The 26,022-nt window shown below is 70.0% G+C and carries 24 protein-coding genes; 15 read left to right on the top strand and 9 right to left on the bottom strand.

Annotated elements, in window-relative coordinates; translation table 11 throughout:
* Window position 1 precedes the first annotated feature (1 nt).
* Window positions 2-1,324, bottom strand: coding sequence for an ABC transporter substrate-binding protein (locus ACFVWL_RS08855; RefSeq protein ID WP_387181272.1), 1,323 nt, complete (start codon window positions 1,322-1,324; stop codon window positions 2-4).
* Between the two features lie 120 nt (window positions 1,325-1,444).
* On the opposite strand from ACFVWL_RS08855, the gene ACFVWL_RS08850 reads away from it, so the two are divergent.
* From ACFVWL_RS08850 to ACFVWL_RS08805, 10 genes are all read left to right on the top strand, one after another.
* Window positions 1,445-2,560 (top strand): ROK family protein, encoded by a 1,116-nt coding sequence (locus tag ACFVWL_RS08850; RefSeq protein WP_387181269.1) that lies wholly within the window; start codon window positions 1,445-1,447, stop codon window positions 2,558-2,560.
* A gap of 94 nt (window positions 2,561-2,654) precedes the next feature.
* Entirely contained in the window at window positions 2,655-3,938 is a 1,284-nt protein-coding gene (locus ACFVWL_RS08845) for a family 16 glycosylhydrolase (protein ID WP_387181266.1), read from the top strand.
* A gap of 52 nt (window positions 3,939-3,990) precedes the next feature.
* Window positions 3,991-4,632 carry a hypothetical protein gene (locus ACFVWL_RS08840; protein WP_387181264.1) on the top strand — a complete coding sequence of 214 codons (642 nt, stop codon included), beginning with the start codon at window positions 3,991-3,993 and terminating at the stop codon, window positions 4,630-4,632.
* Between the two features lie 44 nt (window positions 4,633-4,676).
* Window positions 4,677-5,714, top strand: a complete 1,038-nt coding sequence (locus ACFVWL_RS08835) for an aromatic acid exporter family protein (RefSeq protein ID WP_105527249.1) — start codon at window positions 4,677-4,679, stop codon at window positions 5,712-5,714.
* A 109-nt stretch (window positions 5,715-5,823) separates the two neighbouring features.
* Window positions 5,824-6,492: a DNA alkylation repair protein gene (locus ACFVWL_RS08830; RefSeq protein WP_387181261.1), complete on the top strand. Its 669-nt coding sequence runs from the start codon at window positions 5,824-5,826 to the stop codon at window positions 6,490-6,492.
* A 167-nt stretch (window positions 6,493-6,659) separates the two neighbouring features.
* Window positions 6,660-7,031 carry a hypothetical protein gene (locus ACFVWL_RS08825; RefSeq protein ID WP_387181258.1) on the top strand — a complete coding sequence of 124 codons (372 nt, stop codon included), beginning with the start codon at window positions 6,660-6,662 and terminating at the stop codon, window positions 7,029-7,031.
* Window positions 7,028-7,714 carry an ATP/GTP-binding protein gene (locus ACFVWL_RS08820; protein ID WP_387181256.1) on the top strand — a complete coding sequence of 229 codons (687 nt, stop codon included), beginning with the start codon at window positions 7,028-7,030 and terminating at the stop codon, window positions 7,712-7,714. Before ACFVWL_RS08825 ends, ACFVWL_RS08820 begins: the two co-directional genes overlap by 4 nt.
* Window positions 7,711-8,229 (top strand): hypothetical protein, encoded by a 519-nt coding sequence (locus ACFVWL_RS08815; RefSeq protein WP_387181254.1) that lies wholly within the window; start codon window positions 7,711-7,713, stop codon window positions 8,227-8,229. The genes ACFVWL_RS08820 and ACFVWL_RS08815 overlap by 4 nt, the downstream gene beginning before the upstream one ends.
* A gap of 19 nt (window positions 8,230-8,248) precedes the next feature.
* The gene (gene deoD / locus ACFVWL_RS08810; RefSeq protein ID WP_387181252.1) at window positions 8,249-8,962 is read left to right on the top strand and encodes a purine-nucleoside phosphorylase; all 714 of its coding nucleotides are present in this window, start codon (window positions 8,249-8,251) and stop codon (window positions 8,960-8,962) included.
* Window positions 8,963-9,102: 140 nt separating this feature from the next.
* The gene (locus ACFVWL_RS08805) at window positions 9,103-11,637 is read left to right on the top strand and encodes a DEAD/DEAH box helicase (protein ID WP_387181249.1); all 2,535 of its coding nucleotides are present in this window, start codon (window positions 9,103-9,105) and stop codon (window positions 11,635-11,637) included.
* Here ACFVWL_RS08805 and ACFVWL_RS08800 read toward each other — a convergent pair.
* The 7 genes from ACFVWL_RS08800 to amiA form a co-directional block, all read right to left on the bottom strand.
* Window positions 11,615-13,300 carry an ATP-binding cassette domain-containing protein gene (locus ACFVWL_RS08800; RefSeq protein ID WP_387181246.1) on the bottom strand — a complete coding sequence of 562 codons (1,686 nt, stop codon included), beginning with the start codon at window positions 13,298-13,300 and terminating at the stop codon, window positions 11,615-11,617. The two genes, ACFVWL_RS08805 and ACFVWL_RS08800, sit on opposite strands and share 23 nt — an antisense overlap.
* Window positions 13,297-14,943, bottom strand: coding sequence for an ATP-binding cassette domain-containing protein (locus tag ACFVWL_RS08795; protein ID WP_387181243.1), 1,647 nt, complete (start codon window positions 14,941-14,943; stop codon window positions 13,297-13,299). The genes ACFVWL_RS08800 and ACFVWL_RS08795 overlap by 4 nt, the downstream gene beginning before the upstream one ends.
* Complete coding sequence (locus ACFVWL_RS08790; protein ID WP_387181241.1) at window positions 14,940-15,962, bottom strand: hypothetical protein; 1,023 nt, start codon at window positions 15,960-15,962, stop codon at window positions 14,940-14,942. The genes ACFVWL_RS08795 and ACFVWL_RS08790 overlap by 4 nt, the downstream gene beginning before the upstream one ends.
* 8 nt (window positions 15,963-15,970) lie before the next feature.
* Window positions 15,971-17,374 carry a YcaO-like family protein gene (locus tag ACFVWL_RS08785; RefSeq protein WP_387181240.1) on the bottom strand — a complete coding sequence of 468 codons (1,404 nt, stop codon included), beginning with the start codon at window positions 17,372-17,374 and terminating at the stop codon, window positions 15,971-15,973.
* Window positions 17,371-18,420 (bottom strand): CocE/NonD family hydrolase, encoded by a 1,050-nt coding sequence (locus tag ACFVWL_RS08780; RefSeq protein ID WP_387181237.1) that lies wholly within the window; start codon window positions 18,418-18,420, stop codon window positions 17,371-17,373. The genes ACFVWL_RS08785 and ACFVWL_RS08780 overlap by 4 nt, the downstream gene beginning before the upstream one ends.
* Entirely contained in the window at window positions 18,417-19,220 is an 804-nt protein-coding gene (locus ACFVWL_RS08775; protein WP_387181235.1) for a hypothetical protein, read from the bottom strand. The genes ACFVWL_RS08780 and ACFVWL_RS08775 overlap by 4 nt, the downstream gene beginning before the upstream one ends.
* Window positions 19,221-19,305: 85 nt before the next feature.
* Window positions 19,306-19,404, bottom strand: a complete 99-nt coding sequence (amiA, locus tag ACFVWL_RS08770) for a streptamidine family RiPP (protein ID WP_017831216.1) — start codon at window positions 19,402-19,404, stop codon at window positions 19,306-19,308.
* Between the two features lie 120 nt (window positions 19,405-19,524).
* Between amiA and ACFVWL_RS08765 the strand changes: the two genes are divergently transcribed.
* From ACFVWL_RS08765 to ACFVWL_RS08745, 5 genes are read left to right on the top strand one after another with little or no spacing between them, the layout of a single operon-like run.
* Window positions 19,525-20,730, top strand: coding sequence for a hypothetical protein (locus ACFVWL_RS08765; RefSeq protein WP_387181231.1), 1,206 nt, complete (start codon window positions 19,525-19,527; stop codon window positions 20,728-20,730).
* Complete coding sequence (locus ACFVWL_RS08760) at window positions 20,727-22,535, top strand: prolyl oligopeptidase family serine peptidase (RefSeq protein WP_387181228.1); 1,809 nt, start codon at window positions 20,727-20,729, stop codon at window positions 22,533-22,535. The genes ACFVWL_RS08765 and ACFVWL_RS08760 overlap by 4 nt, the downstream gene beginning before the upstream one ends.
* Entirely contained in the window at window positions 22,532-23,677 is a 1,146-nt protein-coding gene (locus ACFVWL_RS08755) for a FecCD family ABC transporter permease (protein ID WP_387181225.1), read from the top strand. The genes ACFVWL_RS08760 and ACFVWL_RS08755 overlap by 4 nt, the downstream gene beginning before the upstream one ends.
* Entirely contained in the window at window positions 23,674-24,450 is a 777-nt protein-coding gene (locus tag ACFVWL_RS08750; protein WP_387181223.1) for an ABC transporter ATP-binding protein, read from the top strand. Before ACFVWL_RS08755 ends, ACFVWL_RS08750 begins: the two co-directional genes overlap by 4 nt.
* Before the next feature lie 46 nt (window positions 24,451-24,496).
* Window positions 24,497-25,513, top strand: coding sequence for an ABC transporter substrate-binding protein (locus ACFVWL_RS08745; protein WP_387181221.1), 1,017 nt, complete (start codon window positions 24,497-24,499; stop codon window positions 25,511-25,513).
* 71 nt (window positions 25,514-25,584) lie between these two features.
* Here the strand turns inward: ACFVWL_RS08745 and ACFVWL_RS08740 are convergent, their stop codons facing one another.
* Window positions 25,585-25,974 carry a VOC family protein gene (locus ACFVWL_RS08740; RefSeq protein WP_387181218.1) on the bottom strand — a complete coding sequence of 130 codons (390 nt, stop codon included), beginning with the start codon at window positions 25,972-25,974 and terminating at the stop codon, window positions 25,585-25,587.
* Window positions 25,975-26,022: the final 48 nt, after the last annotated feature.

Raw genomic sequence — 26,022 nt, 5'->3', positions numbered from 1 at the left:
ATCAACCGGCGTGGGCGGCGGCCCAGTCGGCCTGGACCGAGGAGAGGAAGGCGTCGACGGTCGTCTGACCGGCGATGAGCTGCTGCGTGCCTGCCTTGAGCACGTCGTTCATCGTCGCGGTCGCATTGTTGTTGAACGCGACGAGCCCATCGGCGTCGGCGATCTGCGCCCACGCGGCGACGATGTCGCCCTGGAGGGTCCCGTCTTCGGCCACGGCCACGGTCGGGTCGTTCGGCATGAAGCCCTGCGCGAACTGCTGTTCACTCGCCTCAGGTGAGCGCAGGAAGTCGAGGAACGCCGCGGCCTCGTTCGGATGCGCGCTCTGCGACGAGATGGCGTACGCCACCGAGGTGCCGATCCCCGTGACGTTCTCACCGGGGAACGAGATGAAGCCCGCGTCCGTGCCCAGACCGTCGGCGATCTTGCCGGCATCCCAGATGCCGTCCACGAGGAACAGTCCCTTGCCGTCGATGAAGTTGTCGACGGCGCCTTGGAGGTCGGTGCCGTTCACGGTGGTCGCGTCGCCGAGGTAGCCCGCCTTCTGCCAGTCGACGAGCGTCTGCGCCGCGTCGCGGTTCGCATCCGTCTCGAAGGTCTCCCCCTCATGCCCGAAGGCCCAGGCGTTCGCGGTGTCGGCACCGGATGCCCCCTGGCCGAGCAGCTGCACGAGGAAGGCGGCATGCCCTTCGGCGTTGCCGACTTGCACCGGAAGGGTGCCGGCGGCGGCCGCGGTCTGCAGCGCCTTCTCGAAGTCTGCCGGCGACTCCGGCGCCTCGATCCCGAGCTGCTCGGCGAGCGCCTTGTTGTAGTAGGCGCCGACGAGCGAGAACCCCGCCGGTGCCGCGTAGAGGGCGCCGCCCTCGCCGAGCGTGCTGCCGTCGTCGGCGACGCGCCACTGGTTGAGCTGGTTGGCGGGGTAGAAGTCGTCCCACCCGTAGAGGCCGGCGTAGTCGTCGAGCGGCAGCACGAGCTTGTTCTTGACGGTGTTGGCGACGGCGTTGAGAAGCACGATGTCGGGCGACTGGTCGCCGGACAGGTTCAGGTTCACGCTCTGGTTGTAGTCGTCGTAGTTCGTCTGCGAGTACTCGATCGTGATGTTCGGGTGCTCGGCCTCGAAGGCGGCGATGGTCGCCTCGGTCGCGGCACCGGACTCCGGCGTCGACATCAGTGTGAGGGTGATCTCGTCGGTGGTCAGCTCGGTACTGGCCTCGACGTCGGCTGCCGGACCGCTGGTCGTCGCGCCGGGGGCGCAGGCGGTGAGAGCGATGCCGAGGAGGGTTCCGGCCGCAAGCGGCGCGAGGACGAGTCGGGTGCGTCTTTGCATGGGTATGTCGCCTTCGGGTGAGGGAGCGTATTTTGCAACACTCCGGGGTAATTCATAATTTAGGACCCGTCGGTCGGCGCTGTCAAGCGACGTGCACACCGGATGTGATAGTCAGGACTCGTGACATCCCAGCCGCTCGGCACCGACCTCGCAGCCATGCGGCGCCTCAACGACCACGCCGTCCTGACGACCCTCTGGGAGGCCGACGGGCCGTTGACCGCCACCCAGCTCGCGAGCGTCACCGGCCTTTCCCGCACGACCGTCGAGGCCGTGCTGCCCGCGATGCTCGAGAGCGGACTCGCGCTCGCCGAACAGCTGCGCCCGAACCGGGCCGGACGCCCGGCGCGGGGGTACAGCTTCGCGGCCGCGCACGGCGTCTCCGTGGGCATCGACATCGGCCCGCACGGGATCGCGGGCATCGCGGGCGACCTGCGCGGCACGGTCATCGCACCTCATCGCCGGATCGAGCGCGACCTCTCCGACGGAGAGGATGCCGTCGCCGCCGTCGTCGATCTCGTCGGCGCGCTGCTCGAGGAAGCTCCGGCCACGCGCGAACTCGCCGCCCTCACGGTCGGGATCCCCGGCATCGTCGACGCGAGCGGGCACCCGGTGAAGACCACTGTCGTCCCCGACTGGCTGGCCGCGGACATCGACGCACATCTGCGCCGCGCGTTCCCCGAAGCGAAGATCGCATTCGACAACGACACCAAGCTCGCGGCGATCGCCGAGATCGAGAGCGGCGCCGTTGGCCCCGACGAGACGGCCGTCGTGCTGCGGATCGGCAACCGGATCTCCGCCGCATCCATCGTCGACGGACGTGTGGCTCGGGGCGCTCACGGCGCAGCGGGCGAGATCGGAGCGCTCGGGCGCGTCGCGTGGCCCCAGGCGCAGCAGCGTCTCACGACACGAGCGGCCGGGCAGATCGAACGGCTGTTCCGCGGCGGCGACGACCTGTCCGACCAGGCCGACGCGGCGGTATCCGAATTCGCTGCCGACATCGCCGACGGCCTCGGAGCGCTCGTCCTGGCGATCGATCCGCACGCCGTGATGATCAGCAGCAGCATCCCCGCCGCCTCGGTGCGGCTGGCCGAGGCTCTGCGGCGCGAGCTGAGCGGGCGGGCTCTGTTCCTCCCCGAAGTCCGGGCTTCCGTGCTGGGCGCGGCCGCCCCCTGCCTCGGGGCTCTCGCGGTGAGCACGGCGGCCGTGCACGAACGGCTGTTCGCCCGCGAGTATTGACAATTACGCCGGAGTCCGGGTTAATTACCTCGCCGGCCGCTTTTCGCATCACCGCGTCCGGGAAGAAGATCACCGTCGATCCCCGAGGAGCATGATGACCCGCCCGAAATCCGCACGTCGCCTCACCGCCTCCGCCGCCGTGGTGGCGTCCGTGGCCGCACTGACCCTCGCCGGCCCCGCCGCCTGGGCCGCCGACACCCCGCCGAACCCCGTCGACAAGCCGGGATACACCCTCGATTTCAGCGAGGAGTTCACCGGCACGACCCTCGACACCAGCAAGTGGATGCCGAACTACCTGCCGCACTGGGTTCCCGCTGAGGACTTCGCCGACACCGCAGCCCGGTACACGATCTCGAACGGCACGATCAAACTCCGGGTCGAGCAGGATCAGCCGCCCTGGAACCCCGACCAGGACGGGACCGTGGTGTCATCCGCGATCCAGACCCACAACCAGAACAACTGGCACCCCTTCAACGGCAGCGCCGTGAACCGCAACAACCTGCCGACGTTCGACGGGTACTCGACCAAGTACGGCTACTTCGAGGTCAGGGCGAAGAACTCGAACGCGGGCGGAGGCGGGCATCAGGCGCTCTGGCTCGTGGGCACCAACACCACCGGCGGACAGTCGGAGATCGACATGATCGAGACGTTCTTCAGCACTCCGAACAGCTGGCGAATCGCCGCCTACGGATGGGGCGACCCGAACTTCCTCGGCTCATGGTCTCTCGACACCGTGCCGGTCTCGGGGTCGCCGACCACCGAGTTCCACGTCTACGCGATGGACTGGACGCCGACGCAGCTGCGGTTCTACTACGACGGGCAGCTCGTGAAGACGCTCAACGATGCCCCCAACACCGCCATGGGCATCATCATGAACATCTACACGGGCGCAGGCTCCGGACAGCCGAACGGCGTCTGGCCCAAGCAGTGGGAGGTCGACTACCTGCGCGTCTACAAGGACGACGCCGGCTACTCGGAGGCCGTGTCACCCACGTGGAAACTCATCAACAACCGACACCGCGCCGGCGCGATCAACGTCGAGCCGAATGACGGACTGGTGCGCTTCGGCGAGGTGCCGTCCACCTACTGGAGCGCCCAATGGGTGCCGGAGACGGCTTCGGGCACGACGAAGTACCGGAACCGGTGGACCAATCAGTACCTCTACGTGAACGGCACGAACGTGCGGCACGGAACCGCGGCAGCGGCGGGAACGGCCGCCGAATGGTCGACGCCCGACGCCGGCGGAGGATTCACGCGCATCCAGAACGCCTCGGGCGCCCTCCATGTCGAGAACAACACCGGCAAGGTCGAGTTCGCAAACGTGTCCAGCAGCTGGTGGTCTTCGCACTGGCAGCTCAAGGCCGCTCCCGCGAACTGACCCGACATCGGGAGGGGGACCCGTCGGTCCCCCTCCCTCCGAGGAGAACCTCATGCGCACGACACGACCGCTATCCGCCTCCGCACTCCTGCTGACTCTCGCTCTGCTGGCAGGAGGCGGAAGTCTGATCGGCTGCACCGACTCGTCGTCACCGGCCGCCTCCGCCGCCCCGAGTGCGACACCGACCCCCGGATTCGATCCGGACGCGACCCTGTGGACTCTCGCCTCGACCGGAGAGGAGCTGTCGCTCGAGGACGAGGATGTGCAGGCTCTGCAAGAGGTCGTGGCTCTGCACTCCGGAGCCTCGGACAACCGTTCGCCCGCCACCATCGTGGATTCCGTCGATGCCGAGGAATCGTTCTTCACGCCGCTGTTCGTCGAGAAGCTCGGGACCGACAGCTACCGCGACGCCCTCGTGGCGATGTACGTGGACAACGACCTGACGATCGAGCAGACCGGTGTCGCCTGGACTCCGTCGACGATCGACGCCGGGCGTACGAAGGCGACGGTCGGGTTCGAGTCGCTCTTCCGCATCATCAGCGCATCCGAGGGGTACCTCCACGAACTCGGCGTCGACGCCGGTGCGGAGTTCGCCCAGCCCCGGGAATACACGCTCACGAAGATCGACGGCGAGTGGCTCATCGACAACATCGCCAAGGGGCCGTTGCGCGCGACTTCCCAACCTACGCCGTAGCCTCGATCCCGCGGCGACCACGTGGGCACGACTACCGTGGGGTCATGCGCATCCCCGCCGCGATCCGCGCCTCAAAGCGCTCCCCGTTGCTGCAGGTCGTGAAGTCGGCCGCAGCGACGATCGCGGCGTGGCTCATCGCCGGATGGGTGTTCCCCGCACAGCTGCCGGTCTTCGCCGCGATCGCCGCCCTGCTGGTGGTGCAGCCCAGTGTGAACCAGTCGCTGTCGAAGGCGCTCGAGCGCAGCATCGGGGTGATCGCGGGTGTCGTGATCGCCGTCGCGCTGGGGCTGCTGCTCGGCTCGCCCAGCTGGATCGTGCTGCTCGCGATCGTCGTCGCGATGCTCGTCGCCTGGATCTTCCGGGCCTCACCCGGCACCGGCAACCAGGTCGCGATCTCGGCGATGCTCGTGCTGGCGCTGGGGTCTTCCAGCCCCGAGTACGCGTTCGCGCGCATCGTCGAGACCCTGATCGGCGTCGTGATCGGCATCGTGGTGAACGCGCTCATCGTGCCGCCCGTGCTGGTCGCGCCCGCACGCCGAGACGTAGGACTGCTCGGTAGCGAGCTCGCAGCGAGCCTGGACCGCCTGGCGGATGCGCTTCCGGAACCGCAGACCCCGGCGAAGCTGCAGGAGCTGATGCTCGAAGTGCGGTTGCTGCGCCCGATGAAGGACGCCGCAGAGGCATCCATCGCCGCCGGCGAGGAATCGCTCACCCTGAACCCCCGACGCTCGACCCATCGCGCAGACCTGCGGGAGATGCGGACACTGCTCGACCGGCTCTCCCCCATCGTCACGCAGACGATCGGCATGACCCGCGCCTACTTCGACCACTACGACGACACGATCGGCGAAGAGCCTGCGGTGGCCGCGATCGCCGAGCAGCTGCGGCGGGCTGGGCATGATGTGCGCCTCGCCGTGCAGATCGCCGAGGCCTCGCCGGAGCCCGACACCATGACCTCGGCGATCCCCGCGCTCACCGCTCCGCTCGTGATCCGGCCCCCGTCGTCGCAGCACTGGATCCTGATCGGATCGCTCATGGAAGACCTCCGCCGAATCAGGGGCGAGCTGGTCGACGAAGACTAAGACTGGCCCGGCGCCGGTTCGAGCCCCGCTTTCGAATCGCGCAACTGGTCGCATCCGAGCCCGAAATCGGACCATTCACGCGATTCGAAGGCGGGCATACGCTGGAGGCATGTCCGACTTCACCGTTCCGGAAGCCCTCGGAGAACTCGCCGCGCTGGAAGACCCGAAGATGCGCGCGGCCAACGAGAAGCGCGGCGACGACCACGGCATCAACCTCAGCCGCATGCGAGCACTCGCGAAGCGGATCAAGACCGACCAGGCCCTCGCGCAGGAGCTGTGGGCCACCGGCGAGACGCCCGCGCGGCTGCTCGCCCTGCTGATCTGCCGCCCCCGCGACTTCACTGCCGACGAGCTCGATGCCATGCTGCGTGAGACTCGAGCACCGAAGGTCAACGACTGGTTCGTCAACTACGTCGCGAAGAAGACCCCACTCGCCGAGGAGCTGCGACTGCGCTGGTTCGACGACGCCGACCCGACCGTCGCGGCTGCGGCCTGGTCGCTCACGACCGTGCGCGTGATGAAGGACCCCGACGGTCTGGACCTGCCGCATCTGCTCGACCTGATCGAGCGGGACATGAAGGATGCACCGTCGCGCCTGCAGTGGGCCATGAACGAGGCCCTCGCCAATATCGGCATCTTCCATCCGGAGTACCGCACGAGGGCGTTGGAGATCGGCGAACGCCTGCAGGTCCTCGCCGACTACCCCACCGCTCCCGGCTGCACCTCGCCGTTCGCGCCGCTGTGGATCGGCGAGATCGTGCGACGTCGCGAGGGCTGACCCCGCGCCGACATCGCCCCCCCTGAGCTGCGGCACCGTGGCGTGTCAGCGCCGCGTCGTCGAACACAGTCGGTAACGTTATACACTTTATTCATTCGCACGTGCACTGGGGGCGACCGCAAGGGGCGGTCACCGGCACCTGCGATCGAGACTGGGGACGCATCACCATGGCTACGCAAGATCAACTGAACGCACTCATCGCCGACATCGCGAGCGACATCAACGGCTTCATCGGCGCCTCCGTGGTCGACGTCGAGTCCGGTCTGCCGCTGGCATCGAAGTCGATCCGCCCGGAGTTCGACCTCGACGTCGCCAGCGCCTACAACAGCGAGATGGTCAAGAACAAGCGGAAGACGATCGACGCCCTCCGGCTCGAGGCGACCCTCGAAGACATGCTGCTGACGCTGGACACGCAGCTTCACCTGCTCAAGATGATCGACGACGACACGTTCATCTACCTCGCGGCCGACCGTCAGGCGACGAACATCGCCCTGCTCCGCTCCGCTGTGAACCGCCATGTGGCGGCGTTGAACGCTTGACCGGCCCTGAACGCGCGACCGTCCATGACCACGTGGCCGGCGAGACCGTCGAAGACACCAGCGCCGGGAGCGGCTCGTGGGTGCGCACCACCCCGTCGGATCTGTCGACGAGGCGCGCCCGCTGGCGACGCGTGAGTCTGCCGACGCGCTTCCGCCTCGTCTTCGCCGGGCCGGTCGGCGCCGGCAAGACCACGGCGGTGCGCGCGTTGAGCGATGTCGCCCCGGTCGATACCGACGTTCCCATCTCGGCGGGCTCGGCGGAGTACGGCGACGGAGAGAAGACGACCACCACGGTGGGACTCGACTACGGCGCCTGGAAGCCCACCGAAGAGATCTCGGTGGCGCTCATCGGCGTTCCGGGTCAAGACCGCTTCGCTCACACACGGCAGAGTGCCTCATCGTCCGACACACGCATCCTGCTCTGGCTGCGGGCTGATCGGGGGCGCATCGCCGACGACGCCGATGCGTGGCTGCCGCGATTCGCCGGCGACCACGATCGGCTGGTGATCGCCGTCACCCACGGCGCCGACGACGCGATCGACTCCGTGCGCGCGGAGCTCACCGAGTCGCTCGAGCGATACGGGATACCTCTCGCCCGTGTGCTCGCGGCCGACGCCCGCGACCGCGAAAGCGTCATGCGAGCGGCCTGCGTGGCACTGGACCTTCCGGAAGAAGAGTCATGAACGCCTCCACCCGAGCGGACGACCCCGCTTCCACGAACGCCTCGACGCCCGCGCAGGACGCCGTGCTCATGCACCCGGATCTCGCGGCGAACTGGGCGCTCTGGTCTGCCGTCGTGAGTCAGGCCGCACTCACCCGGCTGCGTCATCTCGAGGATCGATTCCCCGAGCTGACCACAGCGGTCCTCTCGACCGCCGACGGCCTGCACATCGCCTCCGTCGGCACCCTCGATGAGACCGGCGAGCGTCTGGCGGCCATGAACGGATCGCTGTTCGCCGTCGCCAGGGCCGAGGCCGAGATCATCTCGCGCGGAACGGAACCAAGCCTCTCCGCCGTGGTCTCGGTGTCGATCGGGCAGAGTCAACTGTCGCTGCTCAGCTTCATCCTCGCGCCCTACGGCCAGTTGCTCCTCTCGGTGTCGGCGAAGGGCGTGCAGGTCGGGACAGTGATCGTGCAGGCCCGTTCGGCCGCGTACGAACTCATCACCGCACTGGGGCTCGCGGGCGCACCGGGATGAGGCTGGCTACGCTGAGGCCATGAGCACGCACATCGCCGCAGAGCCCGGTCAGATCGCCCCCATCGTCCTGTTCCCCGGCGATCCGCTGCGGGCGAAGTGGATCGCCGAGACCTTCCTCGACGATGCCGAGCTGTACTCCGAGACACGCGGCATGCTGGGCTTCACCGGCACCTGGGAGGGGCACCGCGTCTCGGTGCAGGGCTCGGGCATGGGCCAGCCGTCGATGGCGATCTATGCGCACGAGCTGTTCGACTCCTACGACGTGCAGACGATCGTGCGGGTCGGCTCGTGCGGAGCGCTGACCGAGCGGGTGAAGATCCGCGACATCATCATCGCGAACGGCGCCAGCACCGACTCGGGCATCAACCGGGTGCGCTTCCACGGTCTCGACTACGCGCCCGTGGCCGACTTCTCGCTGCTGCGGGCCGCGGTCGAGGCGAGCGAGACCGAGCCCCTGGAGTCGACCGTGCACGTGGGGCAGCTGTTCTCGAGCGACCAGTTCTACAGCACCCGCCCCGAGCTCACGGAGCCCTTCGTGCAGCACGGCATCCTCGGCGTCGAGATGGAGGCTGCCGGGCTCTACACACTCGCGGCGTACCACGGTCGGCGCGCCCTCGCGATCTGCACGGTCAGCGACCACATCGTCACGGGCGAGGAGACCACCGCGCAGGAGCGGGAGCAGACCTTCGGCGACATGATCCGCATCGCTCTGCGCGCCGCGACCTCGGTCTGAACGTCGGGGTGTTCACAACTCAGGATGTTCTCGTCGGATCAGGGTCTTCGACGTGCTCAAGGGCGGATTCCGCGTCGTTCTCCTGAGTTGTGAACGTTCGGAGAGTGTGCCCCCCGCGTATGAGGGATGATCGAGGGACCATGACTTCCTCTCCGCGGCTCGATCCCGCCCTCGTTCCGGACGCCGCGGATCCGGATGCCGTCTACCTCGCGTTCGTCGAATGGGCGGAGTCGACGGGCATCAGCCTGTACCCCGCGCAGGACGAGGCGGTCATCGAGATCGTCTCCGGCAACAACCTGATCCTGTCGACGCCGACCGGCACCGGAAAGTCGCTCGTCGCGATCGGCGCGCACTTCAGCGCCCTCATCGCGGGGCGGCGCAGCTACTACACGGCACCGATCAAGGCGCTGGTGAGTGAGAAGTTCTTCGCTCTCGTCGACGTGTTCGGCGCCGAGAACGTGGGAATGGTCACGGGTGACTCCTCGGTGAACGCCGACGCTCCGATCATCTGCTGCACGGCCGAGATCCTCGCGAACCTCTCGCTGCGCCAGGGCACGGATGCCGACGTGGGCCAGGTCGTCATGGACGAGTTCCACTTCTACGCTGACCCCGACCGCGGATGGGCGTGGCAGGTGCCGCTGCTCGAGCTGCCTCAGGCGCAGTTCATCCTGATGTCGGCCACGCTCGGCGACGTCACCGAGCTCGCCGCCGACCTCACCCGTCGCACCGGTCGGGAGACGGCGACCGTGACCGGGGTGGAGCGCCCCGTCCCCCTCCACTTCTTCTACGAGACGACGCCTATCCACGAGACGATCGACGACCTGCTGAGCACCGGACAGGCGCCGATCTACGTCGTGCACTTCTCGCAGGCCGCGGCCATGGAGCGGGCCCAGGCGCTCTCCAGCACCAAGGTCGCCACCCGCGAGCAGCGCGACGAGATCGCGGCGTTGATCGCCGAGTTCCGGTTCACGACCGCGTTCGGCAAGACGCTGTCGCGGTTCCTCCGCGCGGGGATCGGCGTGCACCACGCCGGCATGCTGCCGAAGTACCGGCGGCTCGTCGAACAGCTCGCCCAGCGCGGACTGCTGCGCGTGATCTGCGGCACCGACACCCTCGGCGTGGGCATCAACGTGCCGATCCGCACCGTGCTGCTCACCGCGCTCACGAAGTTCGACGGCACCAGGATGCGGCAGCTGAACGCCCGCGAGTTCCATCAGATCGCCGGCCGTGCGGGACGTGCGGGTTACGACACCGCCGGGACCGTGGTCGCCCAGGCGCCGGAGCACGAGAGCGAGAACGTCGCTGCGGTGAAGAAGGCCGGCGACGACCCGAAGAAGAAGCGCAAGATCGTGCGCAAGAAGGCGCCGGACGGGTTCGTGTCGTGGGGAGAGCCCTCCTTCCGCAAGCTCATCGACGCCGTGCCGGAGACGCTGACCTCGCACATGCAGATCACGAGCGCGATGATGCTCAACGTGATCGCCCGCGGCGGCGACGTATTCTCGAACATGCGTGCACTGGTATACGACAACCATGAGCCGCGGAAGCGACAGCGCGAGCTCGCACTCCGCGCCATCGGCATCTACCGCACGCTCCGCGAATCGGGCATCGTCGAGAAGACCCCGGAGGGAGACATCCGCCTCACGGTCGATCTGCAGCCGAACTTCGCCCTCAACCAGCCGCTGTCGCCGTTCGCCCTGGCCGCCTTCGAGCTGCTCGACCCCGATCCCTCCGCCGGCACGGGCACCGGTTCGTATGCGCTCGACATGATCTCGATCGTGGAGTCGACGCTCGATGATCCGCGCGCGGTGCTGAGCCAGCAGGAGTTCCAGGCCCGCGGTGAAGCGGTCGCAGCGATGAAGTCCGAGGGCATCGAGTACGACGAGCGGATGGAGCTGCTCGAGCAGATCACCTACCCGAAGCCCCTCGAGGAGCTGCTCACGGCGGCCTTCGAGACCTTCAGCGCGGCCCAGCCCTGGATCCGCGACTTCGAACTGCACCCCAAGTCGGTCGTGCGCGACATGTACGAGCGAGCCATGTCGTTCGGGGAATATGTCGCCTACTACAAGATCGCGCGCTCCGAGGGCGTGGTGCTGCGCTACCTCTCCGACGCCTACCGGGCGGCCTCGCAGACCATCCCGGAGGAGTTCAAGGACGAAGACCTCCGCGACCTCATCGAGTGGCTCGGCGAGCTCGTCCGCCAGGTCGACTCCAGCCTGCTCGACGAGTGGGAGGAGCTGATCGCCGGCGTCGACAACGGACGCTTCGATCCGCACGCGCCGGATGAGCCGATCGTCCCGCCCGCGCCCAAGCGCCTCACGAGCAACATCCGCGCCTTCCGCATCCTGGTGCGCAACGAGCTGTTCCGCCGCGTGCAGCTCGCCGCGAGGGAAGACGTGGACGCACTGGCCGAGCTCGACCCGGGGTTCGGCGCCGACGCCTGGTCGGATGCTCTCGACGGATACTTCGCCGACCACGACGACATCCTCACCGGCGCGGATGCCCGCAGCTCGAAGCTGCTGATCCTCACCGAGGGGGCCACCTCGTGGACCGCACGGCAGATCTTCGACGACCCCGCCGGCGACCACGACTCGGGCATCTCCGCGACGATCGACCTCGCCGCCTCCGACGAAGCCGGTCAGGCCGTCGTCACGGTCACCGGGGTCGACCGGCTGTAGCCGCTGCACCCTCGCGCTCGACGTCTTCCCTCTCCACGCCGACCACCCGGCCGAACCGCCCCAGCGTCTCGCGTCGGTGGGAGGCGGCGATCACCGTCCCGTCGAAGCCCTCGATCACGTCGGAGATGATGCGCTCCGACTCGGCATCCAGACTCGCGGTGATCTCGTCGACGATGAGCACGCGAGGTTCGCGGCAGAGCGCCCGCGCCAACGCCAGGCGTGCACGCTGACCGCCGGAAAGACGCACCCCGTGCTCGCCGAGCTCGTCGTCGAGGGTGATCCAGCCGTCGGCGCCGACCCGCGTGAGCGCACCGCGCAGTTGCTCGTCGGTGCGGGTGTCGGTACCGCGCACGAGGTTGTCGCGCACGGTGCCGTGGAAGAGGCGCGCATCCTGCTCCACGATGGCGACGGTGCGACGCAGATCGTCATCGCGGATGCGGCCGAGCGGATACACGATGCCCGCCGCATCGACGAGGGCGACCGTGCCGGCCGCGGGATCCCACAACCGGGCGGCGAGCGCGATGATCGTGCTCTTGCCCGAGCCGGAGGGACCTGCGAGGCCGACGTGCTCCTCGGCGTCGACGTCGATCGACCAGCCGTGCAGCACCTCCTTCTGATCGTCGTAGGAGAACGACACCTGCTCGAAGCGCACCCCGAGCGGACCGTCCGGTAACGGGAGCGGGCGGTCGACCGGTGCCACGACCGGCGGACGGTGGAGCCCCGCCCCCACCCGATCGGCGCTGGCGATCAGCGGATGCAGTTCCGACACGGTGTGCGCGGCATCCGCCACCGCGGCGACTCCGGCGACGGCGAGGGCGATCACGGCGGGAAGCAGCGCCGCCTGCGCACCCCCGACCGTGCCGCCGAGAAGCAGCGACGCCCCGATCACGCCGATCACGACCGCGGTGAGGATCAGCTCACGCATCCCGTCCACGAGGTGGGCGATGGCCTCCCGCCGACGGCTGATGCCCGCCGATCGCCGGGTTCCGTCGATCGCCTCGCGCACGACCCGGTTCTGCAGCCCGTACGCGAGGACCTCGCGCAGCGCACCGAGGGCGTCGACCAGCCGTTCGGACTGCTCCTCCCGCTCCCGCTGCTCGCGCGCACCGATCCGCCGCGCGGGCCCCGCTCCTGCCCAGGCGGTGAGAGCCACGGCGGCCGCTCCCCCGAGCATCACGAGCGCGGCCACCGGCATCACCAGGAACGCGCACGCCAGGGCGCCGGCGAACAGCGTCAGCGCAGCACCGATCTGCGCCACCGTGTGCGCGTAGAAGAACTCCAGCTTCTCGATGTCGGTCATCGCCACCGATGCCGCCCGACCGGAGTGCTCACGACGGCGCCCCGGAACACTGCGGGAGTAGGCGTCGAACAGCGCCATCCGCAGCCGGGCGAGCACGCGGTAGGCGAGGGCGTGCGACACGTCCATCTCGCGCCAGGTGAGGAACGTGCGCAGCAGCACGAGGGCTCCGAGCGCTACCCACCAGACAACTGGCGGCCACTCGCCGTGCACCACCGCGCCGCCGACGCCGAGGGCGGTGAGCACCCCGATGGCGGCGAGTGCGCACAGGCTCGTGGTGGCGATCAGGTAGCTGCCCACGATGCGCCGCCATTCCGGACGCAGCGGGGGGAGCAGCCGGGCGAGGATGGTTCCGGACGAGGTCATGAAGCCTCCTCCACGAGCATCCCGTCGCGGAGCACCCGCACGTCGGCGACCCTGGCGAGGGCCTCGGGGCGGTGGCTGATCATGAGCACGATCCTCTCTACGGCGACACGTTCGAGCGTTTCGGCCACGGTCAGCGCGCTGCGGTCGTCGAGGGCGCTGGTCGGCTCGTCGACGAGCAGTACGGGGCGCCGGGCGAGCAGCGCTCTGGCGAGGGCGAGCCGCTGCCGTTGCCCGCCGGACAGGCTCGTACCGGCCTCCGCCACCATCGCGTCGAAGCCCCCGGGGATCGCTCGGATCTCGTCGAGCACACCTGCCGCGGCGCACGCGTCCTCCAGCGCCTCCTGCCCGGCGTCGAACAGGTCGACGTTCTCGCGGATGGTCCCGGCGAACAGGACCGGCCGCTGCGAGACCACTGCCACGTCGCTCGGGCGCAGCGGACGCCCGTCGAGCTCGACCGTCCCCGCCGTCGCCGGGAGGAAACCGAGCACGAGGTCGAAGAGCGTCGACTTGCCCGCGCCCGACGGCCCGGCGATCGCGTGCACCTCTCCGCGCTCGGCGTGCAGATCGACACCGTGGAGGACGTCGTGGTCGGCGCCGGGGTAGCGGTACGAGAGCCCGGAGATGCGGAGCACCTCTCCCCCGGACGACGGCTCCGGCACGAGCGGCGCGGTCGAGACGTGCGAGGCCGCGGGAGACCGACGGAAGGCCCCGAGTGCCGCCACCCCGGGCACGGCCGTGAGTCCGAGGAATCCGGCATGCCAGTGTCGCGACAGCTCGCGCACCGGACGGAACGCCTCGGAAGACAGGAGGAGCAGCGCGTAGATCTCGATGGCGGGTGGCCGCCCGGTCATGACGGACACGACCGCGAGCCCGGCGGCGATCACCACGCCCGCCTGCACGGCGAAGTCGGTGATGGCGGTCTCCGCGAGCGACGACCGCATCACGCGTTCCGTGGCGAGGCGCAGGGCCTCCGACCGGGAGTGCAGCCGCGCACGCGTCGCGGGAACGTCACCCAGCGCGCGGAGCGTCGACATGCCGCGGAGCGACTCGAGCAGGTCTCCGCTGAGGGCCTCGTAGCTGTCCCAGTGCGCGAACCCGCGCCGCGCGAGCATCCGCTTCCAGAGCAGGGGACCCAGCACGGCGAGCAGGATCCCGGCGGCCACGCACAGCGCGATCAGGGGCGACAGCACCGCGACGAGACCCACCGCGATCAGGCTGCCGATGACGAGCTGTGCGACGGCGGGGATGTACTTCGACACGTAGGCGTCGGTGCCGTCGATGCCGTCGCCGAGCGCGAGCTGGGTCGAGCCGTCGCGGAGACTGGCATCGTGCAACCGCTCGGGGACGAGGGCTGCCGCGACGGCCGCACCCCGCAGGTCTTCCCTCACGCGTCCGCCGAGGCGGGCGGCTGCATCGCCCTGCACGAGCGTCAACAGCACCCGTGTCAGCCCGATCGCGAGGATCGCACCGATGCCGGCCACCGCGCCCGCCGCGTCACCGCGCACGAAGGCGGCGAGCGACCAGGCGAGGGCGAGCGCCTGCAGGAGGTGCGTCGCGAACACGAGGAGAAGGAGAAGGATGCTCACGGACAGGAGCCAGGGATGCCGTCGCGCTTCACGCCACAGCTCGGGGACGATCATCATCGTGCACCTCCGGGGGAGTCGAGGAAGGCGAGCGCGTGGAGGATCCAGCGGTCACCGGTTGAAGAGAAGCCGGAGACCGGGCGCGCGCGCCTGTCTCCGGTGAGTGCGGCCTCGTAGCAGAGACGGGCCGCGGCGAGATGGGCGCTCCAGAGCGCAACGCCGACGACGGTCGAAGGGGCCGTGATCGACACGGACCAGGAGCGGACCTCGGTCGCCCCGCGCACCCAGGCCTGGCCGGATGCTCTCGCGATGTGCTCGACCTCGGGCGCGACCGCACCGCTGATCCGGGCGGCGAACTCCGCGGTCGCGGGCGAGCGGCGCCGGCCGAGAGCGCGCCGAGCCGCGGCATCCGGTACCGGGTCGTGGGGGATCTCGATCGCGGCGAGCGGGATCTCCGGCGCGAGCCCTCGACGGATCCACGCGTCGACGTCGGCAGCGCGAGGTACCCCGAGCAGAGACCGGAGCCTGGCCGATGGGCCGACCTCCACCGGCCCGGCCTGCACCCCCAACAGCAAGAGCACGGCGGCGACCGCATAGGCGGCATCGGCGATCCACAACGGCCACGCCCGATGCCGGTAGCGCCCGAAAGACCGCCCTGGCAGCACGGTGAACACCACGCGCGCGACGCCGTCGTCTGCAGCGGGCACGGGCCATCCGTCCGCACGGTCGGATGCGAGGTCACGACGACGGAAGACGCCTGTCTCCTGGTCGACCGTCCAGCGCGCGCCGGTCGCGTCGATCAGATGCGTCTGCACCGGGTAGCACGCCCCGGCGGAAGGCACCGGGCGTCGGCGGATGCGTGTGGCCCGCCCGTCCGTCATCCGATGGAACTCCCCCGGGTGCCACAGGCCGTCGACGAGCTCGCGCACACCGACAGGAGGATCGTCCGCCACCGCCCCGGCGCGTTCCCAGGCGTTCGTCCGCGGACCCGGTGGCAGCGGCCCCGCGGGCAGGCGCGACGTCTGCGCCTCGGCGAGCGAGGCAGGAAGACCAGGGCCCTCCGGGAGTGTGCGATGCATGACCGGCCTCACATGTGCGGAGCCGGGAGGAGCGTGAAGTCCTCCGGGCCACCGGTCCAGGTCGAGCGCCAGCCGCGCTCCTGCGCCGCCTCGCGGAATCGCGGCATCCCGAGGTACGAGAACGCCGCCGGCGCGTTGGGCACGAGGCCGGTCACGATCGAGCGCACCACGCGCAGGTCGGTGCGCCGCACGTCGGAGGTCGTGAGGTCACGCGTGAGCATCCGGTGCCCGCGATCGCGCAGTCGCTCGTAGACCTCGGCCATCGTCACCGGACTGATCGCGCTCAGCGGGCGCACGCCCTGCGCCGGCGACTGGAAGCGGCGCGCCTCGCCGTGCACCGCCGGGTCGAGCCACACCTGCACGTGCGCACCGAGATCGATCACGTTCTCGAACTGCGACCCCGCAGTGGCCGTGTAGTCGGCGTCGGGACGGAAGTCGAGCGTGAGCCCCTTCGCCATCAGCCCTTCCGCGACCGCGCGGAACACCCACCCGTCGGCCGTCATGCAGCCCTGCGTGTAGATCCAGGTGTGCACGGCTTCGAGCACCGCCTTCCGCGCGGCGCGCGCCGGATCGAGAGAGGCCGAGAACCCCGCGGCGTAGAGCCCCCGCTCCTCGTCGTACACGAGCGCGCCGATCGCCGGGGCGAACTCCGAGGGCATCGCCACCAGCCACACGCGCAGGCTGCTCCCCTCAAGATCGTCGAGCAGTCCGGGAACGGTCGCCGGATCGATGCCGAACGTCGGTCCGTCGAGGTGCCACCACACCTCGAGCGCATCCCGCTCGATGACCTCGATCACCCCGCGGTCGCGCGCGTCGTCGAAGCCTGCGCCCGTGGCGATGCCGGCGTAGTTCAGGTGGTGCGTCCGCGGCAGCGAGCGGAAACGCGACTGCCGCCAGTTCAGGTGCACGAGCGAATCCGGCATCCAGACGGATCCGCCGTCGAGGTCGTCGCAGCGTGCCCAGAGGGTCGGCGTCGAAGGGAGCAACCGCTGATACGGGAAGCCGGGGCGCGTGAGCTGCCAGTCGGTGAAACGAGGAAGATCGGCCTCGGCGATGACGGTCTCTCCGTCGGCACGCAGGTCGTCGGCGGTGCCGACTCGGAGTTCGTCGGGCGGAAGCACGTCGGGCAACCAGTTGCCGCAGTAGCGCTCGACCCCCTCGCCGATCGCGGCGATGTGCGCCTGCGCGGTGTCTCCGAACGACGTGCCGAGCGACACCCGGTCGGCGGGCCACTCGCCCAGGATGCGGGCGTCGGCGACGGATGCCGTGAGCGCCAGGTACCGGTGCGGAGCGCCGACCGGATGCGGCACCTCCCGCACCGAGCGGATGATGCCGGTCTCGGCATCGACCAGCGACTCGGCCGGCAGCGTCGCACGATCGGGGATGCGGTGAGGGGTGTCGTGCAGGGTCATGCTGTCCTCTCGTACCGCCAGCGGCCGGTCTCGGGTTCGAAGGCGGATCTGGTGCGGCGGGTCGGCTGCGGATCCGCCTGGACCGGGGTGGATGCCGGAGTGGATGCCGTCACGGATGCCGGAGTGGATGCCGCGGTGGATACCGGAGTGGATGCCGTCACGGATTCCCCGGATGGCAGGCCGTTCTCAGCGAGCCAGGCGTCGAGAACGCCCCCGATGCCGCCCGCGCTGCGCAGTCGGGATCGTACTTCTTCGTCGTCGATGTCTGCGGCCAGGCGGTGTCCCCACGGGCCGTCGACCAGGTGCACGGGTCCCTGCCAGGCGGCCGCGAGCCGACCGGCATCCGCGAAGAAGAAGTCGTGATCGCCGCGGATCAGAAGCAGTGGTGCCCGGAGAGTGCCGTACGCGCGGTCGAGATCGACGGCGGGCGCGGACCAGAGCCGTCGCCACCCGGACAGCACCTCGTGCGACCACCCCCATTCCTCGGCAGCCCGGTGCACGCCGACCGCGGTCGCCCGCTCGACGCGTGCCGCGAGCCCCTCGTCCGTCAGCGGTGGCAGGGAGCGCGGTCCGCGACCGTGCTGGTGCCACCACCCGATCCGGTGGAGCAGCTGGGGTCGTCCGTTCTCGTCCCACGCGGTCTCGGCGAGCCCGAGCGCCGGGACCAGGAGCACCAGCGCGTCGACGTCGACGGCCCTGGCGGCTTCGAGGGCGGTGTGCGCGGCGTACGAGCCGCCCGAGAGCACGAGCGGGGCCCCGGGGTTCTCGGCCCTGACCGCCTCGATCACCGCCCATCCGTCGCTGCGTTCCGCGAGGTAGGGATGCCATTCGCCGTCGGAGGAGTGCCGCCCGCGCACGTCGTGGATGACGCAGCGGTAGCCCCGTCCGACCCAGGCGCGGGCGGTGTCACCGTGGCGCCAGGCCCCGTAGGGCGTGCGGATGACCACCACGCCGCGGGGTTCTGCGGGCCCCCAGACCCAGCCGCGCAGCAGGGCGCCGTCATCCGCGACGACGGTGTGGAGGCGGGCATCGCGCGGCGGCGTCATCGGAGCACCCGGCGTGGGGCCGCAGGAAAGGGGAGAACGGTGTGCTCGCTGACGGAGCCGGTCGCCGGCACCAGCTTCCACAGCGTCGTGCGCAGGCGGTCGAGCTCCGCGTCGCCTCGCGCCCAGGTGAGGATCATGTGCAGCAGGCGGGCGAGGACCAGCACTCTCGCCGCCTCATCGATGATCACATCGGCAGGGGGCGCCGACCGCTGCCACGCCTCGATGGAGGCCGGCGCGCTGCTCGCGGCCATCCGTCGTGCGATGACCTGGACCGACGTAGGGTCATCGCCATCGATGGCGAGCGGATCGATCAGGAGGCATTCGCCCTCACGGTAGGCGCGGAGCCAGGTGACGCCCCGCGGCGGAAGCCGGTCGAGCTCGGCCCAGCGGCGACGGCCGTGCGCATCCTCGGCGTACGCGACCACGAGCGCCGCGTCATCCGGGATCTCTGCTGCGTCCGCGTCGAGAGCCGTGATCTGTGCTCCCCAGGCCGTGAGCAGGCGCTGCAGATCGTCCACGAGCGGGCCGGATCCGAGAAGGCAGACGGCGCGGCGTTCGGTCGGCCAGCGGCGCAGCGCGTCGGCGGATTCGCGTTCCTGCACCTCGGCGGCCAGGCGGCGGAGGTAGTCCGCGGCCGCGCCGTCGGCGACGCCGGCGAGCGCGGCGTCCAGGTCGGTCGGCGGTGTGTCGAGCAGCACGAAGCGTCCGGTGCGCAGACGGATCCGGGGGCGACCGTCGGAGCCGATGACGAGATGCGCCCCGGAGTCGGGAAGCGGCAGGATGCGGGGTTCGGAAGTCATGGATTCTCTCGGTGATGGGCCCGGCCGGGCGCGAACGCCCGGCCGGACGGGAGTGCGCTCGAGAGCGCGACGGAAGGATCCGCGATCAGTCGAAGGGGTTCTCGACCAGTGCGTTCGAGTGCGATGCCGACAGGTGCGCCAGCTGCTCGGACTCTTCGATCTCGGCGAGGATCTGCTTTTCCATTTCGTGCTCCTTCAGTGGGGTTTCCGTCCCGCGATCTGAGACAGCGGGTCGGGTTCACGGTGTGTGAACACTGTCGACCCTAAATGATAATGATTCTCAATATCTACTAGGATCGCTGACATGTCCTCCTCCACACCCCTCCTCGCCGCTGATCACCGGGCCGGAGTCGTCTACGAGATCCACGACGCCTCCCGGCGTGTCGTCGTCGCCGACAGCTGGCTCGCCGAGCACGCGGGCTTCCTTCGCCTCCCCGCCGGAGCGCCCGGGCGCTGGGCCTTCGCCGACGACCGGGGCGGCGCGCTGGTCATCGGCGACACGGACTCCGTGCGCCGCATCCCGATCGCCATTCCGGCCGAGCACCTCGCCTGTGATTCCACCGGCCGCCACGTCGTCGTCACCTCGGGTCTGGGGATGAACGAGGAGCCCTGGACAGACCTCGTGTCGGTCGTCGATCTCGCAACCGATTCCTCCGTGCGCTTCCGGGTGCGCACCGGCGAACCCGGGATCGTGATCGCTCCGGATCAGGCCACGGGAGAGCCGACGATCGTGCTCCGCCACCGCGAGCCCGGAGCGGTCGAGGCACTGCCCCTCGCGACGGCTCTCGACGTCGGGCCGCATACCCCGGTCCTGCGCGGACAGGTCCTCGACGACCTCGCCGCAGACGGACACGGCGACGTGATGGACCCGGCGTCCGGCATCGTCGGCATCGCGACGAGCCGGGGCCTGGAGCGCTTCGCCATCGATGCGGGCGTGCCCCGCGCGATCGGCATCATCCCGTGGCCCGTCGAAGGGCGCGCGTACTACCTGCGCCTCGCCGGCGACACCGGACGCGCCACGGGCATCGTCCGCGGAGGACCGGCATCCCCCGGTTCATGGCCGGAGTGGACCAACACCTTCGTCGAGATCGACCTCGCATCCGGAGCATCCCGTGCCGTGCCGCTGCCGCCGGGGCTCGCGTTCCGGTTCGCCCTCGCCACGGAGGTTGCGGCCGTCTCCGTGATCCACCCCGACGGCGATGTCGTGATCGTGATCGATCGTGAAAACGCGCGCGTCTCGCGGATCACCCCGATCCCGACGATGGCGCATCCGCCCCGCGCAGGACAGATGCCGTGGGACGGCGTCGACGGTCGCCCCGCACAGCGCCGGTCCATCGCGATCGATCCCGACGCCGGAACGATCGCCGTCACCAGCGGCGGAGACGGCACGATCCACCTCGTCGACGACGACGACATCTCGACGATCGAGCTCCCCACCCCGCTCGACGAGGGTGGTCACCTGCTGTGGGCCGATGGCGACGACCGCGTCGACGATCTGGTGGGCCGATGAGCGCGCCTCGATCGATGCTCGACGACACCCTCACCCGTGCGGAGCGCCACGGTCGCCCCGGCCTGCCGATCGGCGGTTTCACGCTGGGTCGGGCGGACGAGCGCTTGCGCCGCGGCATCCATCGCCTCGACGGCACGACCGTGATCGAGCCCGACGGCCACCTGCACCGGATCTTCCCCTCCCCCGACCGCCGACTCATCGCCGTCGAGTGGGCGCCCTCCGCCGACGAGAACGCCGTCTTCGGCATCGTCGATGTCGCCGCCGGCACGCTGCGCCTGCACCCCGACATCCGCCTGCGCTACGACACCGTGCTGTGGGCGTCCGACTCACGGAGCCTCGACGTCGTCGCCAGCCGCGACCGGATGCTCGTGACCCTGGACCTGCAGACCGGCGAGCAGCGGGCGATCCCCCTCGAGCCCGACGTGCGACTGCGACTGTTCCCCGGCGGGGAGAGCGGCCTGCGCGCCCTCAGCTCGGGTTCGCGAGGCACGACGCTGACCGACCGGGCCACCGGTACGCCGCTGGGTCGGTGGCCGGCGCTCCTGCGCGCATCCCCGCTCGACACCGTGGATCGACGCACCGGAGTCCTCGTGTGGCACGACGGCGGTCTCGATGCCGTGGCGAACGACGGCGTGGCGAACGACGGCGTGGGGAACGACGGTGTGGGGAGCGGCAGCGGCGCGAAGGGCGGCTTGCTCTGGCACTGGCACGACGCCGACGCGCAGATCGTCGATGTCGCGGTGCACGATGAACGCGTCGTCGTGCTCGCCGTGGTGGACGGACGCAGCGTGCTCATCGACCTGGTCGACGGCATCGAGGTCGAACGCTCCGAAGCGGCCTCGACCGCCGCCGATGCGCTCACCACGACCATGATCGGCGTCGGCGAAGGCGTGCTGCGACTGGGCGTCGAGGGGCCGCTGACTCCGCCGCAGATCGTCGAGCGCACGAAGGAGGGCATCACGGTCGCGCCGTCCCCCACACGCACCTTCGGCACCACCGTGCGCTACGACTTCCCGGCCGACGACGGCGAGATCCTGACCGTCCACGTGACGTCGCCGAGCGGAGTGGAGGGTCCGCTGCCGATGATCCTGACCTGCTACGGCGGGTTCGGCGTGCCCCTTCTCCCGCTCTTCGAACCCACACTGCCCGCGTGGGTCGAGTTCGGCGGGGCATACGCCTCCGCGCAGCTCCGCGGTGGTGGCGAGCGCGGACAAGCCTGGCGCGAGGCGGGTCGTGGTGTCCGCAAGAACCGCACGATCGCCGACCTCGCCGACGTCGCGCGCGGGCTCATCGAGGCAGGGATCACCCGCCCCGAGCTGCTCGTGCTCGCCGGGGCCTCCCTGGGCGGAGTCGTCGCGGCCGGCTGCGCGATCGCGCATCCGGAGCTGTGTGCAGGCTTCGTGACCACCGCCGCTCCACTCGATCTGCTCGCCCTGGACGATCATCCGCTCGGCGCGCGCTGGCGAGCGGAGTTCGGCGACGACGGCACCCCCGAATCGCGCACTCGACTCCGCGCCCTCTCGCCTCTCGCCCGTGCCGAAAAGCTTCCGGTCGGGGCTCCGATCCCCTCTTACCTGGGGGTCGTGCTCGGCGAGGACACCAGGGTGCTCGCTCGCGACACGCACCGAATGGTGGAGGCACTTCAGAAGGCCGGCGGGTCTGCGCGGCAGTGGACGGCCGCGGGAGCAGGGCACGGTGCGAACGAGTCCGCTGCGCTCCACGAACTGGGCCTCACGGTGCTCGACTTCGCAGCCGAGGTCACGTGCGGGGTCACACCCGACGTCGCGGCAGGAGTCAGCCTGTGAGCGAGTCGACCGCCATCCTCACCGAACGGCGCGAACGACGCCTCCCCTTCCTGCGGCGACGCAGCGGGGAGCGCGCCCGGGGCCGGAGCAAGGGTCGGCGGATGCTGCCCGTCGGTCCGACCGTGGCGACGATCGCCGTGCTCGCGGTGCTCGTCCTCGTCTTCTCCGCCGCCACCGGGCCCGTCGCGGTCTCGCCCGTCGACGCCGCGAAGATCGTGATCGGCCACCTGATCCCCGGCATGCCCTGGATGTCGGATGGCACCCTCACCCCGTTGCAGGACCAGGCCGTGTGGCAGTTCCGGGTGCCGAGATCGCTCCTGGCCGCGCTCTCAGGCGCCGGGCTCGCTCTCGCCGGGGCGATGATGCAGGCGGTGGTACGCAACCCGCTCGCGGAGCCGTACATCCTCGGCGTCTCTTCGGGGGCGAGCGTCGGCGCCGTGCTGGTGATCGTCTCGGGCGGTGCCACGTTCCTCGGGCTCACGATGAGTGGCGCGGCCTTCGTGGGGGCGATGGTCGCGTGCATCCTCGTGGCCATGCTCGCACGCATCCGCGGAGAGCTGTCCCCGACCCGGATGATCCTCGCCGGCGTGGCTCTCGGCGCTCTGCTGAGTGCCGTGACCAGCTATCTCACGCTCACCACCGACGCCCAGAACGTCGTCAGCGTGATGTTCTTCCTCCTCGGCAGCGTCTCCGCCGCCGATATGTCGTCGCTCGTGATCCCCGCGGTCGCGCTCGCGATCGCCTGCATCGCCGTGTTCGGCCTCTCCCGGTCGATGAACGCGTTGCTCGCGGGCGACGAGTCGGCGATGGCGGTCGGCGTGCGCACGACCCGGTTGCGCGGCCTGCTGCTCGTGCTCGCCTCGCTCCTGACCGGTGCGATCGTGGCCGTGAGCGGTGGCATCGGCTTCGTCGGCCTGGTCGTCCCACACATGGCCCGGCTCCTGGTCGGCTCGGATCATCGGCGGATGCTGCCGATCACGGTCCTCGGCGGCGCGCTGTTCCTCATGGTCGCCGATCTGCTCGCCCGCACGGTCGCGATGCCGACCGAGATCCCCCTCGGGATCCTCACCGCCTTCGTCGGGGCGCCCTTCTTCCTGTGGCTGATGCGCAGCAGTGGCGAGCGGGCGGGGTTCGACCGATGAGCGTGCTGTTCGACGACGTGAGCGTCGCCCGCGGCGGCCGCACCGTGCTGCACGGGATCGACCTCGAGGTCGGCACCGGACGCATCGTGGGGCTCCTCGGCCCGAACGGCAGCGGCAAGTCCACGCTCCTGCGCGCACTCTTCACCGGTCAGCGCCCACTCAGCGGACGCGTCTTGATCGACGGCGCCGACGTCTCGCAGTTGGCCCCGCGCACACTTGCCCGCACCGTGTCGGTCATGCTGCAGGACTCGCCATCCGAGTTCGACCTCACGGTACGGGAGACCGTGCTCGTGGGCCGGTCGCCACATCGCCCGCCTTTCAGCCGGGACACCCCGGAGGATCAACGCATCGTCGACGACGCTCTGCGCACCGCCGACGTGCACGACCTCGGCGACCGCCTGGTGCGATCGCTCTCCGGCGGTCAGCGCCAACGCGTGATGCTCGCCCGCGCGCTCGCGCAGAGCGGCGAGATCCTGGTGCTGGACGAGCCGACCAACCACCTCGACATCGCGCACCAGCTCGACCTGATGCGCGTCGTGAGCGGACTCGGCACGACCGTGATCGCGGCGCTGCACGACCTCAACATCGCCGCGGCGTTCTGCGACGACATCGCCGTGCTCGACGAGGGCAGGCTCGTGGCCTTCGGCCCGCCCGACACCGTGCTCACCCCCGCGCTCGTCGACGAGGTCTTCCACGTCACCGCCCGTATCGCCATCGAGGTCGACACGGGTGCCAGGGCGATGACCTTCCACCCGCGCCAGCCCGTCGGCTGATCTGCCCGACACCCGAACCCGTACCCCTCAACCAAGGAGAAGAAGAATGACACCCCGTACCCGAACCACCCGCGTGCTCGCCGCCGTCACCGTCGGTCTGGGCGCGATCGCCCTCACCGCATGCGGTGGTGGGGTCTCCACCGGGACGGCACCCGCCGCCTCCGGCGAGGCGATCACGATCGAGAACTGCGGCCGCACGGTCGACATCCCGTCCACGCCGACCGCCGTCGTCGGAATGCACCCGTCTCAGACCGAGCTGCTGCTGCGCCTCGGCCTCGCCGACTCGCTTGCCGGTCAAGCCCAGGCCACGGCTCAGAAGCTGCCGGCCGACGTCGCGGACCTCGCGGCCGACGTTCCCGTCATCGGCGGAGACTCCCCGCCGAGCCGCGAGGAGCTCCTCGCCGTCGAGCCCGACTTCGTGTACTCGCCGACGACGTACGAGTTCACCGCCGAGCAGGGCTTCGCCAGCATCGAGCAGCTCGCAGACGCCGGCGTCAGCGCGTACACCGCGACCGGCGGATGCTTCGACCGTCGCATGGAGGGCACCGTCGACGACCTCTTCATCGACCTCGAGAACCTCGGCGCGATCTTCCACGTCGAGGACGAGGCGAACGACCTGATCGCGTCGTCGCAGGCGGAGCTGACCGCCGTCGACAAGGCGGTCGAGGGACAGGACCGCCCGCGCGTCGCGCAGGTCTTCGTCGAGGGGACGACCCTCACCGCGATCGGTGCGGGGATCGAGTACGACATCCTGCAGCGCGCCGGCGCCGACAATGTCTTCACGCCCGAAGACCCCGCGTTCGCCGACTTCTTCGCCGCCGAGATCACCCCGGAATCCCTCGCCGCCGAAGCACCCGACGCGCTCGTCTTCGCGGTGTCAGACCCGGCCCACGAGGCCGCCGTCCGCTCCTACCTCGCGGCGACCTTCCCCGACATGCCCGCCGTGCGGGACGGTCGACTGATCGCGGTGCCCTCGAACGACCTGTTCCCCGGCACGCTCGGCAACGTCTCGGCTGTGCGACTGATCGCCGAGGGCCTCTACCCCGACGCCGCCTTCGGCTGAGCCGCGGCGACCGCACGACGGCGCCCCGGAGACCTCGGTCTCCGGGGCGCCGTCTCTCTCCGGACTCGTCGTCAGGCCTGCATGACCGCGAGCACGTTGCCCGCAGGGTCGCGGAACCACGCGATGTCCGGGCCCCGACCGTTGCCGCGCACGATGCCGCGTTCGTCGGAGGGGAACTCCTCGTCGCTGTAGATCTTGGTCTGCACTCCCCGGGCGATGAGCTCGTCGACCGCGGAATCGACATCCGCCACCGGGAAGTTCAAGATCGTGAAGCTCGCCGGCGTGTGGTTCGGCTTCGAGTAGACGAGGATCGACCCGCCGCTCGGCAGCCGCAGATCGAGGAAACCCATGGCGTTGCGCTCGACGTCGAGGCCGAGAGCCGTCCCGTAGAACTCTTCCGCCGCGTCGATGTCGTCGACGCTGAATCCGCTGAATGCGTTGTCCGCTGTGAAGGCCGCCATGGTTCCAGCATCCGCCGTCGTCCGCCGATTGTCGAGAGGGTTCATCAG

It is taken from the genome of Microbacterium sp. NPDC058269 (assembly GCF_042881445.1).
GTDB lineage: Bacteria > Actinomycetota > Actinomycetes > Actinomycetales > Microbacteriaceae > Microbacterium.
The sequence above is the reverse complement of the archived record's forward strand: the minus strand, read 5'-3'. Positions and strand labels throughout refer to the sequence as shown.

Coding starts and splice junctions, on each gene's coding strand:
- ACFVWL_RS08780 (WP_387181237.1), bottom strand. CDS start 18,420: ATGACGCCGCCGCGCGATGCCCGCCTCCACACCGTCGTCGCGGATGAC.
- ACFVWL_RS08825 (WP_387181258.1), top strand. CDS start 6,660: ATGGCTACGCAAGATCAACTGAACGCACTCATCGCCGACATCGCGAGC.
- ACFVWL_RS08790 (WP_387181241.1), bottom strand. CDS start 15,962: ATGCATCGCACACTCCCGGAGGGCCCTGGTCTTCCTGCCTCGCTCGCC.
- ACFVWL_RS08815 (WP_387181254.1), top strand. CDS start 7,711: ATGAACGCCTCCACCCGAGCGGACGACCCCGCTTCCACGAACGCCTCG.
- ACFVWL_RS08840 (WP_387181264.1), top strand. CDS start 3,991: ATGCGCACGACACGACCGCTATCCGCCTCCGCACTCCTGCTGACTCTC.
- ACFVWL_RS08800 (WP_387181246.1), bottom strand. CDS start 13,300: ATGACCTCGTCCGGAACCATCCTCGCCCGGCTGCTCCCCCCGCTGCGT.
- ACFVWL_RS08750 (WP_387181223.1), top strand. CDS start 23,674: ATGAGCGTGCTGTTCGACGACGTGAGCGTCGCCCGCGGCGGCCGCACC.
- ACFVWL_RS08775 (WP_387181235.1), bottom strand. CDS start 19,220: ATGACTTCCGAACCCCGCATCCTGCCGCTTCCCGACTCCGGGGCGCAT.
- amiA (WP_017831216.1), bottom strand. CDS start 19,404: ATGGAAAAGCAGATCCTCGCCGAGATCGAAGAGTCCGAGCAGCTGGCG.
- ACFVWL_RS08785 (WP_387181240.1), bottom strand. CDS start 17,374: ATGACCCTGCACGACACCCCTCACCGCATCCCCGATCGTGCGACGCTG.
- ACFVWL_RS08835 (WP_105527249.1), top strand. CDS start 4,677: ATGCGCATCCCCGCCGCGATCCGCGCCTCAAAGCGCTCCCCGTTGCTG.
- ACFVWL_RS08795 (WP_387181243.1), bottom strand. CDS start 14,943: ATGATGATCGTCCCCGAGCTGTGGCGTGAAGCGCGACGGCATCCCTGG.
- ACFVWL_RS08855 (WP_387181272.1), bottom strand. CDS start 1,324: ATGCAAAGACGCACCCGACTCGTCCTCGCGCCGCTTGCGGCCGGAACC.
- ACFVWL_RS08830 (WP_387181261.1), top strand. CDS start 5,824: ATGTCCGACTTCACCGTTCCGGAAGCCCTCGGAGAACTCGCCGCGCTG.
- ACFVWL_RS08760 (WP_387181228.1), top strand. CDS start 20,727: ATGAGCGCGCCTCGATCGATGCTCGACGACACCCTCACCCGTGCGGAG.
- ACFVWL_RS08765 (WP_387181231.1), top strand. CDS start 19,525: ATGTCCTCCTCCACACCCCTCCTCGCCGCTGATCACCGGGCCGGAGTC.
- ACFVWL_RS08845 (WP_387181266.1), top strand. CDS start 2,655: ATGACCCGCCCGAAATCCGCACGTCGCCTCACCGCCTCCGCCGCCGTG.
- ACFVWL_RS08805 (WP_387181249.1), top strand. CDS start 9,103: ATGACTTCCTCTCCGCGGCTCGATCCCGCCCTCGTTCCGGACGCCGCG.
- ACFVWL_RS08745 (WP_387181221.1), top strand. CDS start 24,497: ATGACACCCCGTACCCGAACCACCCGCGTGCTCGCCGCCGTCACCGTC.
- ACFVWL_RS08740 (WP_387181218.1), bottom strand. CDS start 25,974: ATGGCGGCCTTCACAGCGGACAACGCATTCAGCGGATTCAGCGTCGAC.
- deoD (WP_387181252.1), top strand. CDS start 8,249: ATGAGCACGCACATCGCCGCAGAGCCCGGTCAGATCGCCCCCATCGTC.